Annotated in this window: 9 protein-coding genes; 5 read left to right on the forward strand and 4 right to left on the reverse strand. The window is 41.4% G+C overall.

From position 1 onward, the window contains the following. Window positions 1-132 precede the first annotated feature (132 nt). The 3 genes from B3C94_RS15950 (at window position 133) to B3C94_RS15960 (ending at window position 5,478) form a co-directional block, all read left to right on the forward strand. On the forward strand, window positions 133-1,776 hold the full coding sequence (locus B3C94_RS15950) for an amidohydrolase (protein ID WP_293905380.1): 1,644 nt from the start codon (window positions 133-135) through the stop codon (window positions 1,774-1,776). Window positions 1,777-1,912: 136 nt separating this feature from the next. After that, window positions 1,913-2,818, forward strand: a complete 906-nt coding sequence (locus B3C94_RS15955; protein ID WP_293905382.1) for a GLPGLI family protein — start codon at window positions 1,913-1,915, stop codon at window positions 2,816-2,818. Beyond that, window positions 2,818-5,478: an outer membrane beta-barrel protein gene (locus tag B3C94_RS15960; RefSeq protein WP_293905384.1), complete on the forward strand. Its 2,661-nt coding sequence runs from the start codon at window positions 2,818-2,820 to the stop codon at window positions 5,476-5,478. Before B3C94_RS15955 ends, B3C94_RS15960 begins: the two co-directional genes overlap by 1 nt. Window positions 5,479-5,764: 286 nt before the next feature. Here the strand turns inward: B3C94_RS15960 and lipA are convergent, their stop codons facing one another. Further along, entirely contained in the window at window positions 5,765-6,646 is an 882-nt protein-coding gene (lipA, locus tag B3C94_RS15965) for a lipoyl synthase (protein WP_046672297.1), read from the reverse strand. Between the two features lie 149 nt (window positions 6,647-6,795). Here lipA and B3C94_RS15970 point away from each other — a divergent pair, with 149 nt between their 5' ends. Both B3C94_RS15970 and carB read left to right on the forward strand, forming a co-directional pair. Then, a complete protein-coding gene (locus tag B3C94_RS15970) occupies window positions 6,796-9,054 on the forward strand; it encodes a beta-N-acetylhexosaminidase (RefSeq protein ID WP_293905387.1) in 2,259 nt (752 codons plus the stop codon). Between the two features lie 378 nt (window positions 9,055-9,432). Further along, the gene (gene carB / locus B3C94_RS15975) at window positions 9,433-12,252 is read left to right on the forward strand and encodes a carbamoyl-phosphate synthase large subunit (RefSeq protein ID WP_293905389.1); all 2,820 of its coding nucleotides are present in this window, start codon (window positions 9,433-9,435) and stop codon (window positions 12,250-12,252) included. Between the two features lie 50 nt (window positions 12,253-12,302). On the opposite strand, the gene B3C94_RS15980 is transcribed toward carB, so the two are convergent. The 3 genes from B3C94_RS15980 to B3C94_RS15990 form a co-directional block, all read right to left on the reverse strand. Next, entirely contained in the window at window positions 12,303-13,340 is a 1,038-nt protein-coding gene (locus B3C94_RS15980) for a formylglycine-generating enzyme family protein (RefSeq protein ID WP_293905391.1), read from the reverse strand. Between the two features lie 68 nt (window positions 13,341-13,408). After that, on the reverse strand, window positions 13,409-14,815 hold the full coding sequence (locus B3C94_RS15985; protein ID WP_293905393.1) for a Gfo/Idh/MocA family protein: 1,407 nt from the start codon (window positions 14,813-14,815) through the stop codon (window positions 13,409-13,411). Window positions 14,816-15,203: 388 nt separating this feature from the next. Continuing rightward, the coding region (locus B3C94_RS15990) for a hypothetical protein (RefSeq protein WP_293905395.1) at window positions 15,204-15,437 on the reverse strand (234 nt) is incomplete at its 5' end.

A 15,437-nucleotide genomic window follows, 5' to 3' on the forward strand; every position in this document is an offset into this window, starting at 1 on the left:
AATATGCGGGAACTTAGCATAGGCGCTTCACGTAAAGTAACTCAATACGCCAAAACCTCAAACTTGAGCTCGAACATACCTGGCCGCTAGCCCAGATGCCGTTTATTCACAGCTTTTTCCTATTTTTAGGATATGAAAACCTTTCCAATAATCATTCTTTTGTTTTGCTGGACGATCATCGCATGCTCTCCACAAACCAAAGTCGACCTTATTGTATATCATGCGCAAGTATATACCGTAGATTCGACATTCAGCACGGCGCAGGCATTTGCGATCCAAGATGGTAAATTTATAGCCATCGGTTCCGATGACGAAATACTGCGAAAATATAAAGCAAAGGAAAAGATTGACGCTGAAGGAAAAGCCATTTACCCCGGATTTTATGATGCGCATGCGCATTTGTTTGATGAAGCCGAATTAATGGATCAAGTCGATCTCAACGGGGCTGATTCCTTCGAAGAAGTAATTCAACGTGTCAAAAACTACAGGCAAAAAAATCCAGATAAAACCTGGCTGATCGGTGGTGGCTGGGATCAAAATCGCTGGAAAGATAAGGCTTTTCCCACCAAAGATTTATTGGATAAGGCATTTCCTGATATTCCCGTTTATCTTATGCGGGTAGATTATCATGCGGCAGTCGCCAATTCCAAAGCGCTGGAATGGGCCAAATTAACCAGTATTCCCAGCATCCGAGGAGGCGTAGTCGGAGGGACCAATAACATGCCAAATGGTCTTTTGATCGACAATGCAATGGACCTTGTCAATAAGACAATCCCTGTTCCCAACGAAAAGGAATACCTAAGAATGATCAAACGCACACAGGATTCTTTACTTTCCGTAGGTCTCACCTCAATTGTCGATGCAGGTTTGTCCAAAGAAAGGCTTGAGCTTTTAAAAAAATACTATCGGGAAGGAGAATTGAAATTTAGAGATTATGCCATGATCCTTGGCAGTCCTCAAAATATAAAATCATTCATTGAACAAGGTTTTTATGAAACCGATCGGTTCGAAATCAAAGGGTTCAAGCTCCTTGCCGATGGCGCGCTGGGTTCCCGTGGAGCCTGCCTCCTTGCCCACTACCATGATGCTCCCACACATGGTTTTCTACTTCATAGTCCACAGGAATATGAAGAAATGATTAAGCAGATCGCTGCGAGCAAATTTCAGGCAAATACCCATGCCATAGGAGATTCGGCCAATCGGATCATTTTGGATATCTACGGCAAATACCTGCACAATAAGGATGATCGTAGATGGCGTATTGAGCACGCTCAGATCATATCGCCAACAGATTTTGATAAGTTCCGGAAATATCAGATCATCCCTTCTGTGCAGCCCACACATGCCACTTCCGATATGTACTGGGCAGAAGACCGTCTTGGTGCAGAACGTATGAAAGGTGCCTATGCTTATAAACATCTATTGCAGGAGTATGGCAAACTCGCGCTCGGAAGCGATTTTCCTGTCGAGCATTTCAACCCCCTCTACGGGTTCCATGCAGCGGTGGCCCGCGTTGACAAAAAAGGATACCCGGACCATGGATTTCAGATGCAAGATGCCATAAGCCGTGAAGATGCCCTGCGAGGAATGACGATCTGGGCTGCATTCTCCTGTTTTCAGGAAAAGAAACGCGGCAGCATCGAAGTTGGAAAGGATGCTGATTTTGTCATCCTTGAAAAGGATATCCTAAAAATTCCAAATGAGCAGTTACGAAATGTAAAAACAAGTCGGACCGTCATTGCTGGCGAGACAGTTTTTAATAGGCAACACGAATAGAAACCACCCAATAACTCGTTAGGAATAAGCTTTATACTTGCCTCTTTTCATTTGCTCACCCAAGATTACGCGTGAAAAGGAAATAAATTTTATGTTTTACGAATATTTCGTATATTTACGATATAAACATATTTTTATGAAATATTCATTATCAATCCTATTATCTATAGTTGCACAGCTTCTATATGCGCAAGAGATTCCACTAGCCATTGCGAAAGTACACTACGAATTCAAACATGTAAACGACAGTACCCAGCGGGATCAATTTATACGTGATGAAACAGTGGTTTACCTCAATCCCCGGGCAAGTTATTACACCTCCTATTCTTCTAAGCGCATGCAAGATGAGGTCAAAAAACAAATGGAAGATCCCGGTTTCGACGGTACACTAAACATTACTACACGCTCGACACCATCAAGCTCTTCCTATTTATTAGATGCCGATCAAAACAAAATGACCGAAGTGGTCAGCGTTGCCAGTGACAAATTTGCCATTCCACAAACCTACCCAACACAAGATTGGGAAATACTGGGTGAACACAAAGAAATTGGTGGCTATAACTGTCAGAACGCGAAAACAACATTCAAAGGCCGGACCTATATCGCCTGGTTTACAACCGAACTGCCGTTTTCTTATGGACCGTGGAAACTCCATGGTCTTCCTGGCCTAATCCTGGATGCCCGAGACACAAAAAATGAAGTCATTTTTGCTTACGCTGGATTCGACAAAATTGAAGATGGCAAAACATCGGTCGCTCTGCCGCAGAATGTCATCACAACCACTGCAGAAGAAGTAAAAAAAATTCAGGAAGCCTTCAAGGCCAATCCACAAGCTTATATGCAAGCGCAATCGGGAAAAAACAGAACCATCAGTGTAGGTTCATCAGGAAACATGGCCGTGGTTAGATCCAGTTCCGGCTCCGGAAGTGGCTCCCCGCTTGGTGCTTTGGATCCGTCAAAAATAAAGAGTTTCAATATTTCAAAAGACGATAAATACAAACCTTCAAAAGTTACCAATAATCCGATAGAGCTGACGCCTTAATGAAAGTATTTCTATGTTTATTTATAGTCGTTTTGCTTGGGCAAATAACCTTTGCCCAGCAAACGATTAGCGGAACGGTACAAGTGGATAAAACACTCCATCCTGTACCGTTTGCAAGCGTCAATATCCTTTCAGAAAATAAAATTATTGCCTTCAAACCGACGGATAAAGAGGGCCGCTTTACCATAACCTTAACCAAGGAATATACAAACATCTACCTGCAGATCAATCACCTGACCTACGAAAAATTTGAACTTAAACTTGGCCCTCAGGCATCAAACCTTCGAATTGCTCTTGTCCCAAAAACCAATCTTTTGCAAGATGTAATTGTAAAAAGCAAACCCAAAGTAACCCGTTCCAATGATACCATCTCTTACGATGTCGGCTCCTTTGCCAAAGAGGAAGACCGAAATATCGGTGATGTCATCAAGCGTCTTCCGGGCATGGAAGTGACCGAATCTGGGCTGATTAAATATCAGGACAAAACTGTTTCTAAACTTTACATCGACGGAGACGACCTATTGGAAAATCGTTATGGAATCGGTACACGGACTATACCTCACAAAATGGTGAAGGACATTCAGGTACTCGACAACCACGAACATTATAAGGTACTTAAAAATAAAAGATTTACAGACGACGTTGCCATTAACCTGGTTATTAAAGACGAAGCAAAGCTAAAACTCACCGGACAGGCCAAAATCGGTACTGGTACGCCCAATCTATATGATCCCGAACTGAATTCCATCTTATTCAACAAAAAAGTAAAGATGCTCAATGTCCTCAGCGGGAATAATACCGGTAAAGATCTTTCTGGGGATATCATCGGCGGCAATCAGTCATCTTTATTGGCCAAATTTGGCAGCTCGGCAATCAATAATCTTCTGGCGACCAGTACGACAGGCAGTCCCAACATACCTAAAAATAATTATTATTTCAACAATACAGGCTTACTCAATACCAATAACTTATATAATCTCAAAAATGGCTGGCAATTAAAATCCAATATTCAGGTATTATACGATACCGATAAGCAAAATAATGCTTCCAGTACACAATACCTGCTCGATGAGGGTGATGTTTATTTTAATGAACAAAATCACCTAAAAACAGCGCGGTGGCTTGGCGCGGCCAGGCTTTCGGCATCCACCAATACGGAACAGAAATATGCGAGCAATAGCTTATCACTTGAGTATGAAAAAAAAGATATAACAGCATTGCTAACAAACACTTCGGGCCAAATCGACCAATTCCAAAAACACCACATTAAGGGATTCAGTAACTTGTTCAGTTATATCCCGCAACTTAAAAATAACGACATCATTGCTATTAACTGGTCTCTAAATTATGGCAGCAAGCCACAGTCTTTACAGATCTATCCCGGTGTTTTTCCTGAAATACTCAACGATAGCATTCCCTATAAAAGTAGTCTTCAGCAAATTGATGTACCCTCATTTTTTACAGAGATCAGTACAGGTTATCGCTTCAATAAAGGTAGAATAAAGCAGTACTATCAAATTGGATTCAATACAGATCGTCAACATTTCAACTCTTTACTAACCATAGCGGACAATGACCAAGGTAGTCGGCCACTCGGCGAAAGGATGCATAATGATCTGCATTGGAACAGAACCCAGACATTCATTACACCACAATATTCCTGGAAAAACAATAGGTTTGAAACCCAGCTGGATATTCCGGTCACTTACCTATTTACGCATTATGAAGATGAAAACCAGCAGCTGACGGATTCCAAAAATTCATTGCTAATCAATCCCAATCTAAAAGCGCGATGGCAAGTTTCTCAGGAGGATTATCTTCAATTTAGCTATCAATATAGCCAAGACATTGGCAACATTGAAGACATATACCATGGAGTAGTATTGCGCAACTATAGAATGCTCAGCCAGAATAATGCGGCACTCAACGAGTCCAAAAAACATGCATTTAATCTCAATTACAATTTGGCCCGTACCCTAAAGGTTTTATTTGCAAATGCAGGCATCAGCTATTCAAGATCATTTTCGAATACGATATTATCCACTATTATAAAAAATAATATCACCGAAAATGTAGTGGTCAATATGGACAACCTTCAGGAAAGATGGTCATCGCAGATCGGATTCGACAAATACATTTTCCCTTTGGCAAGTACGCTCAAATTAAAAGGAAGTATCTCCTATTTCAAATACAATCAATTGTTAAATAATGCCATCGTTCCTATTCGAAGCATAAGCTATTTATTTCAACCCAGTCTGGAGGCCAAACTATTTAAATCCTATAACATTTCCTATACAGGAATGTTCAATTGGAACAAGAGCAAACAAGAAGGGCTAAGCAATACGATCCAAAATAAAACAACGACAATGATGCATAATCTGGGCTTTCCGGCGAGCCCGTTCAAAAATGGCTTTATGCGTGTAAATCTTCGTAATCTAGCTACCTTTCAAACGAACATGCGGAATGCAAGTTATACTTTTGTAGACTTCTTCACACGCTATAAAGTCAACAAATGGAAAATGGACCTTGAATTGGAAATAAATAATCTGGCCAATATTAAAAACTATCGCACCTACATGACGACCGCCAATATGATTGCCCAGAGTGAATTTGAGCTTCGTGGAAGAACGATTTTACTGCGTACAGTTTTTAACCTCTAAGGCATCAGACCACCTCGGAAAAAGACAATTGCGTTGGCCTAATGTTCGTCTATTGTTGTTTTATTATTTGCGCCTATAGACCAATATCTTCCGATCGAAGTTTTCTATTTTCAAGCCGGCCAGTAGTATTGAAAATGAGCGAAAGGCTTTTTAACTCACCAAATCGGGTATTTTCAGAAAAAAGAAGCCTGAGCGAAAAATCACTCAGGCTTCTTTTTTATATCTTGAAAAGATAATTCCACTATAAGGCGAAATATACCTTCCAAAAAAACTTTAAACCCGTTTTCTATTGCATGTCGAATAAATGTTTTTCAGCATGGTAAGATGAACGTACCAATGGTCCAGATTCTACATACTTGAATCCCATTTCCAAACCGATTTTCTGATATTTCTCAAACTGCGCCGGTGTGATCCACTCGATAACCGGATGGTGAGCTTTTGTAGGCTGTAAATATTGACCCAAGGTCAAAATGTGTACGCCAACATTATATAGATCTTGCATGGCCTCGATCACATCTTCTTCTGTTTCACCCAAACCAAGCATAATACCTGATTTTGTGCGGAGACCAGCTTCAGAAATTCTGCGTAGGCATTCCAATGAACGATCATATTTCGCTTGAACACGAACTTCTCTTGTCAGACGGCGCACCGTTTCCAAGTTGTGCGAAACAACTTCGGGACGAACTGCTATCACGCGGTCTAAATTATCCCATTGTCCTTTAAAATCAGGTAAAAGTGTTTCCAATGTCGTTTCAGGACTTTCTCTGCGGATAGCATTGATGGTCTCGGCCCAAATAATTGAACCACCATCCTTAAGATCATCACGATCCACTGACGTTATCACACAATGCTTTACTTGCATTAATTTAACTGAATTCGCTACGCGGTTTGGTTCATCCAAATCTACGGCCAGCGGACGGCCAGTTGCCACCGCACAAAATGAACAAGAACGTGTACAGATATTTCCTAAAATCATGAAGGTTGCCGTTCCAGCCCCCCAACATTCGCCCATATTCGGGCAATTTCCACTCTCACAAATCGTATGTAATTTATGTTCGTCTACAAGACTTCTGACATGTCTATATTCTTTACCAACAGGCAATTTGACACGCAACCAATCAGGCTTGCGCTGTGCAGGAGTTGCCGGAATAACTGGAAGTTCAATCATACAACAAAGTTAAGGATTAAAAATGTAATTTCTAACCGTCTATTTGTTGGTTTTATATCATAAAAAATGACCGTTTATCGGCATTAATAGAATAATGAAACAAAAATTAGGATATTTGTGTTGATTATCATTAATCTAATAACAAAACTATGCGACTGAGCCAATCTTTATCCATGTTGTTACTTGGGGGTGCATCTATCTTTGCTGCACAGGCCCAAACCAACTTTGACATTATACCCAAACCTTCGAAAATCACATTGGCCACGGGAACATATGCTATCCCTGCACATCTTCCGGTTATTGTTTCAGATGAGTTTCAGGAGACCACCCAATTGCTTACTGAACATCCTGCAATCAAAAGTCTATCCGTCGAAGTACTCAAAAAAAATAAAAAAGCACCAAAAGAAGGCTTTCGCATTATCAAAGCAGTCGATGCAGACAATCTCAGCAAAAATGCCTATTCCATCCAGATTGATGAAAAAGGCCTGCTGCTCAGGGCTTGGAATGTGCCTCAAATTATCAATGGGATCTACACCCTCATTCAATTAGGCTATCTACAAGCTGACCCAAGTAAAATAGCCTTTGCGACAATTATTGATGAACCTCGATTTACCTACCGTGGTCTACACCTCGATGTGTCACGCCATTTTATGCCATTGTCTTTTGTAAAAAAGTATATCGACATCATGGCTATTTATAAATTCAACAACTTTCATTGGCATTTAACGGATGGCGCTGGATGGCGGCTTGAAATCAAAAAATACCCCGAGCTAACACAAAAGGCTGCCTGGCGTACGCATACAGGCTGGAAAGATTGGTGGAACAATGGCCGCCAATACGTCGAAAAAGGCACACCAAACGCTAGCGGTGGCTTTTATACACAAGAGGAAGCCCGCGAACTGGTCGATTACGCAGCCCGCAAAGGAATCAATGTGATTCCGGAGATAGAAATGCCCGGGCATTCGGAAGAAGTGCTGGCCGTTTATCCCGAACTCTCCTGCTCTGGCAAACCCTATAGCCAGGGGGAATTCTGTATTGGTAATGAAAAAACCTTTGAATTCCTAAAGAATGTACTGGATGAAGTTCTCACCATATTCCCCTCCCAATACATCCATATCGGCGGCGATGAGGCCGAGAAAAAACACTGGGAGACCTGTCCAAAAGACCAGGCACTCATGCAAAAAGAAGGATTAAAGTCTGTCGACGAACTGCAGAGCTATGCCATCAAACAAATGTACCTTTACCTACAATCCAAAGGCAGAAAGCTTATCGGTTGGGATGAGATCCTACAGGGAGGACTCACCGAGGGCGCTACAGTCATGAGCTGGCGCGGTGAAGATGGAGGCATAAAGGCTGCTAATGCCGGTCACGATGTCATCATGACCCCAGGGTCACACCTCTATTTTGACTCCTATCAGACCGACCCTAGAACACAGCCTGAGGCCATCGGCGGATACCTGACACTAGACAAGGTCTATTCCTATGATCCTATTCCAGCGGCTATACAAGGAGATAAAGCTAAGCATATCCTTGGTGCGCAAGCAAATATATGGACTGAATATGTGCCTACCACTGAGCATCTGGAATATATGGTATTCCCACGTGCGCTGGCATTATCAGAGGTCAATTGGACAAATAAGGATGCGAAGAGCTGGACAGACTTTCAGCGGAGGCTGCAATCACATTACAAGCTATTACAGGATCTGAACGTCAACTATTATCGTCCTTCATTTAATGTTGCCTATACAGCAACATATAATGCGGCTAAAAACAATAATAAAATTACGCTGACAACGGAGCAGCTAAAAACAGATCAGATCCGGTATACCATTGACAGCAGTGAGCCAACGATCCAATCTACCCCTTATACAGGTCCATTTGAATTAAGCTCAACAGGCCATATCAATGCGACTTATTTTCAAGATTCGATCAAAATCGGCCCTACGCTTTCTTTTGATATTGATATCCATCGCGCCATTGGGAAAAAAGTAACCTACAATACACAATGGTCGGGATATCCGGCACAAAAAGATTCTACCTTAACAAACGGGATCATGGGTGGCCTTTCCTACCATGATGGCCAATGGCAAGGATTTACGAGCGCAATTGACGTTGTTGTCGATATGGAGCGGCGTGAAGAAATCCACCAGGTTGCCATGAATTTCATGCAGATGATTGGTCCCGGCGTTTACATGCCAGGAGAAATGGAAGTCCTGCTTTCGGATAATGGCCGTACATTCCGGTCGGTAGGAACAATCAAAAATGATATATCCGACAAAGAATCCAAATTGACCTTCAAAAGGTTTGAGCTCAAGCTGGACAAAGCACAACAGGCGCGTTATATAAAAATCAAAGCCAGCAACCCCAAAAAGGGTTACTTGTTTACGGATGAAATCATCGTTTATTAAATACATCAGTAGCTATTTTTCTAAACCTTTAAGTCTATTGATTTGTGTTTTCTCATTAAAGTATTAATGAGTTTACTAAGTCCGCTTATCGAAGAAAAAACCTTCAGGATTTCACAGCATCAACAGCTATACAATCCTGAAGGTTTTGGAAAGCATCCGACTGACGTTTTGCCCATCATTTATGTTTTTTAAAGTCCACTTTTCTAATCAACCCCATTTTTTTTTGAAATATTCTTAAAATAAATAGTTAATTTTCAAAATTTAAAATGTAACTTTGCACTCCGACAAAGCAGTCGGAATGACCCTTCCCCATGAGCTAGTTTTGATTGTCTTTGCTCAGATTTACAATAGGAAATTTAATTTTTTGAACTAGATATAATGCCAAGAAACACTTCCATTAAGTCGGTTTTAATCATCGGATCAGGTCCCATCGTTATCGGTCAGGCTTGCGAATTTGATTATTCTGGATCTCAAGCATCCCTTTCATTGAAAGAAGAAGGTATTGAAGTATCCATCATCAACTCAAACCCTGCAACAATCATGACGGACAAAGTTGTTGCAGACAATGTCTACTTACTTCCATTAACATGCGAAAGTATTGAAGAAATTTTGCAAAAGCACAACATTGACGCTGTACTTCCTACCATGGGTGGTCAGACAGCTTTGAACTTATGTATCGAAGCTTCTAACCTAGGTCTTTGGGAAAAATACAACGTAAAAGTTATCGGTGTTGATGTTGCTGCCATTGAAAAAACTGAAAACCGTGAAGAGTTCCGTCAATTAATGGTTGATATTGGTGTGGGCGTTGCAACATCCAAAATTGCAAACTCATTCCTTGAAGGTAAAGAAGCTGCACAAGAAATTGGCTATCCGCTTGTTATACGTCCATCGTATACCCTTGCAGGTACAGGAGGTGGATTTGTTCACAGAAAAGAAGATTTTGATGCAGCCCTAAATAGAGGTTTGCATGCTTCACCAACACACGAAGTTTTGGTTGAACAAGCTGTATTGGGCTGGAAAGAATTTGAGTTGGAATTACTTCGCGATACCAACGACAATGTTATCATCATCTGTACCATTGAAAACTTTGATCCAATGGGTATCCACACAGGAGACTCGATCACAGTTGCACCGGGAATGACATTATCAGACAAATGTTACCAGGATATGCGTAATCAAGCGATCTTGATGATGCGTTCAATTGGTACATTTGCCGGCGGCTGTAACGTCCAGTTCTCTGTAAACCCAGAAAACGAAGAAATCATTGCCATCGAAATCAATCCACGTGTATCACGCTCTTCAGCTTTAGCATCGAAAGCAACGGGTTATCCAATTGCGAAGATTGCAGCTAAATTGGCGATCGGTTACAACTTGGATGAATTGCAAAATCAGATCACGAAGACAACATCCGCATATTTTGAACCAACATTAGACTATGTGATTGTTAAGATCCCTCGTTTCAACTTCGATAAATTCAAAGGAGCAAACAAGGAATTAGGATTACAAATGAAAGCGGTAGGTGAAGTAATGGCAATCGGCCGTACATTTATCGAAGCTTTACAGAAAGCATGTCAATCCTTGGAGACTGGCCGCGCTGGTTTAGGTGCTGATGGTCGTCAATGGAGAAACCTTGACGAAATCATGGATAGTTTGGAACATCCGAGTGGTGACCGCTTATTCCATATCAAAGATGCTTTCGAATTGGGTGTTCCTTTGGAATCTATCCGTAAAGCAACACGTATCGACAAATGGTTCCTTGTACAGATCCAGGAGTTGGTACACCTTGAGCAAGAATTACGTCGTTACCAATTGAACAATATCCCACGTGATTTCTTCATGACCTTAAAACAAAAAGGTTATTCAGATGTGCAAATAGCATGGTTGTTGGGCAATGTAACAGAAGATCAAGTTTACGACCGTCGTAAAGAGTTAGGCATCAACCGTGTTTACAAAATGGTAGATACTTGTGCTGCAGAATTCCCTGCACAAACGCCATACTACTATTCGACATTCGAAGAAGAGAACGAATCCATCTCTTCAGATAGAAAGAAAATCATCGTTTTAGGTTCTGGTCCAAACCGTATCGGTCAAGGTATCGAGTTTGATTACTCTTGTGTACACGGTTTACTGGCTGCTAAAGAATGTGGTTACGAAGCGATTATGGTCAACTGTAACCCGGAGACTGTATCGACAGACTTCAATATGGCTGACAAATTATACTTCGAGCCCGTATTCTGGGAGCACGTACGTGAGATTATCGAATTAGAGAAACCAGAAGGTGTTATCGTTCAGTTGGGTGGACAAACGGCTCTTAAAATGGCTGAGCGTCTAGAGCAACTTGGTGTAAAAATCATCGGTACCTCATTTGAGAATATGGACTTGGCAGAAGACCGTGGCCGTTTCTCAGATCTATTGAAAGAACTGGAAATTCCATATCCAAGATATGGTGTAGCAACGTCAGCAGAAGAAGCATTACAAGTTGCAAACGAAGTTGGTTATCCGGTATTGGTTCGTCCTTCTTACGTATTGGGTGGACAAGGAATGAGTATTGTCATCAATGACGAAGATTTAGAAAAAGCTGTCGTTAACTTGTTGAAAAATCTTCCTGGAAACCATATCCTGATTGACCACTTCCTGGATCGTGCCGAAGAAGCTGAATCAGATTCAATTTGTGATGGTGAAGATGTTCACATCATTGGTATGATGGAACATATTGAACCTGCCGGTATCCACTCTGGTGATTCATCGGCTGTATTGCCTCCATTTGGCTTGTCACAAGCTGTTCAGGACAAAATGGAAGAGTACTCTATCAAATTAGCAAAAGCGTTGAACGTTCGCGGTCTATTAAATATTCAGTTTGCTGTAAAAGGTGAAAATGTGTATGTCATCGAGGCCAACCCACGTGCATCGCGTACCGTTCCTTTCATCGCTAAAGCGTATGATGTTCCTTATATCAACATCGCAACCAAAGTTATGTTAGGTGCCAACAAACTAAAAGACTTTACGATCGAACGTAAATTACAGGGATACGCTATTAAAGAGCCTGTATTCTCCTTCAACAAATTCCCCGAAGTGGACAAACAATTAGGCCCTGAAATGAAATCAACTGGTGAAGCTATCCGCTTTATCAAAGATCTTCAAGATCCTTATTTCAGAGAATTGTACAGTCAAAAATCAATGTTTTTGAATGCACAATAAGGCATATCAATATCAATCAAATAAAAAAGGCTTGCAGATGCAAGCCTTTTTTATTTGATATCTTTTACACAACGGAACCCGACATTATTTGTCGGACTGTTGACCTCCCCTTTTCCCCTGCTTCCGGCTTTATATCTTTCACAATATTGATCGTTGCAAAGAAATGATCCGCCACGTTGGACACGCTTTTCGAGATTTGGTTCTTGTGGGTCATAGGAATCTTGTGGCCCCTTAGGATTGGCAGCCGTACTATGCTGATAATAATCCGGTCTATACAAATCAGCACACCATTCCCACACATTGCCTTCCATGTCATATAGCCCCAGCGCATTTGCCTGAAACGATTTTACGGGTGCTGTTCCTTCAAATCCATCTTCCTTCGAATCCTGCACCGGAAATTTTCCCTGATAAATATTTGCAGTCCACTGACCATTAGGCTTCAACTCTTTACCCCAATAATATAAATCATCGTTCGCATCTTTCCGTGCTCTTGCAGCATATTCCCATTCGGCTTCTGTCGGCAATCTTTTCCCTGCCCATTTCGCATAGGCCGCCGCATCTTCATAAGCCACCTGAACAACAGGATAATTCATCTTGTCATTGATACTGCTATTTGGCCCCTCTGGATGCTGCCAATTTGCCCCGGGAACATATTCCCACCACATCAGGTAATTGTTTAAAGAATTAAGCTCTTTGGGTTTGGAAAACACAGCCGATCCGGGCACTAACATCTTGGGGTCCACTCCCGGAAAATCTTTTGGATCCAGTTCCCGTTCCGCCACTGTCACATAGCCGGTTTCCTTTACAAACTGTGCAAACTGCGCATTTGTTACCTCGTGTTCATCCATGTAAAATGAAGTAAGTTCGACCTGATGTAAAGGCTTACTATCTTCAAAATTTGAACTTCCCATCAGAAATTTTCCCCCTTCGACCAATATCATCTTGCCGGACACATGACTATTCAGCTTGTTGATCTGGGATTTAATCATACCAGCCCTTGTGGGTATATTTTCCCCTACACAACAGGAAAGTGTATCCTTTTGGGAAAATAACGATAAACAGGTAATTAGAGTTAGATTGAATAACATAATTAAAGATAAACATAAAAGGGGAACTTTTTAATGTTCCCCTCCAATTAGTCATTTATAAAACCGGACTACACACCCAATTGTATATTTTCCTTTTTTGCAGATCTTGAGCGGATAGGCGTGTTACCACCACCTTTCAGCGTGATTTCAACAGGACTGTTATTTTTCCAGGCTCCCTTTGTAAAATCAGGTACATCAACGGTCTTGCAGTTCTTCTCTACGGATTCAAAGCTCAATGGCACGATACAGCTCCACGACGCAGCATCGTAGACATCTTGATCCAAAGGTAATCCATTGCGCAAACAGTCAATTAGACGCCAGTCCATCATAAAATCCATCCCACCGTGTCCACCGACCTGTTTCGCCTGCTCACCAATATATTTTACCAACTCTGGTGTGTATTTGTCATACAGTTCTTTTAATTTCTGTTCTGTAATGAATTCATGACCGAAAGCAATATTCTCCGTAGGATACTTTTGTGCAAATCCTTTGGTGCCACTCAATGTATGCAGTCTAGAATAAGGTCTAGGAGAAGTGACATCATGCTGCAACATAATCGTTTTCCCTTTAGCAGTACGGATAAGCGTCGTATTCATATTACCACGGTATTTCTTTCCTACAAATTCCTGGAAAAAAGAGTCCTTAGCTGCTAACTCTTTTGCCTTTTCTCCCATCATAAAATCATTGGAAGACATCGCCACAAGATGATCCATTTTATCCCCTCTATTGATATTTAAGCATTGTGCAACAGGCCCAATTCCATGAGTAGGGTATAGATTTCCATTTAGTTTTATATTTTCTCTTAGGCGCCACATGTTATCATAGCCATTCTTTGCAAAATTAAGATCCAGCAAATCGTGAATATAAGCACCTTCTGCATGAACGAGTTCGCCAAACAAGCCTTGGCGCACCATATTCAATGTCAGCATTTCGAAGAAATCATAACAGCAGTTTTCCAGCATCATACAATGCTTTTTAGTTGCCTCGGATGTCTTCACTACCTCCCAACAATCCTTGATCGTCAATGCGATCGGAACCTCACAAGCCACGTGATTACCGGCTTTCATAGCAGCAATGCTCATGGGAGTATGATAATCCCATGGGGTACAGATATAGACGAGATCAAGTTTCTCTTCTTTCAATAAGGATTTCCAGCCATCCTCACCAGAATACGCTTTAGGCGCTGCCAAACCTTTTGATGTAACGATCTTCGTTGCACGGTCCACCCGATCTGGATGCTTATCGCAAAGTGCAACAATTTCACAGCCCTCAATATAAGATAAGCGTTCAACAGCACCAGGACCGCGCATGCCGAGTCCAATTACCGCTACTCTGACCTTATCAATTTTTGGAGCTGCGTAACCACACATATTAAACGACGATGCTGTTGCATTGGCATTAACCAAAGTGGGGAGTGAAACAGCCAGTGATGACAATATCCCGGCTTTTTTAAGAAAATCTCTTCTAGAATCCATAATTTAAAGTTCATATAAATTTAAAGGGACCAATTGGTCCCTCTAAAAAATCACCTATTTTAAAACAAACTAAACAGTCAATAGAAAAATCCTTTTGGATCGGATTTATACTTGGTTCTAATGAAAGAACTTAATCTCTATAACAATAATAGAACACTTTTTTCTAAATAAAAAATGAAACTTGAAAGCAATCGTTTGCTCAATTTACACAAACGATTGTTTAAATTTCTATCTCAGCTTTTTTTCAGTCAATTCCGGCAGATAAGCAAGATGTTCGAGATACTAGTGACAATCACTACTCCAACAGTAAACATCATATTTAAGACCATTAGTGATTTCGATTCTTCGTGCAAATACACCTATGGAAGCTGAGAAGGCTACGGTCATTTTATCCAGGACTCATACTGCAGCTTGCGGCTATCAATAAGGGAGCATTTGGTTTAAGGGCTACTGGTGATGCACCATACCACTGTGGGGCAGTGACAGTGCAGGGTAGCGACGGTTGCGGAACAGCTACCGATGGACCGGGCTCAGCGAAGGCCATGTGCTGTGATAACCAATAGGCGGAGGATATGCAATAGCTTGTACATGGAAATACGGGAGTATAGAAACGCAAGAAGCC

It is taken from the genome of Sphingobacterium sp. UBA5670 (assembly GCF_002420705.1).
Classification (GTDB): domain Bacteria; phylum Bacteroidota; class Bacteroidia; order Sphingobacteriales; family Sphingobacteriaceae; genus Sphingobacterium.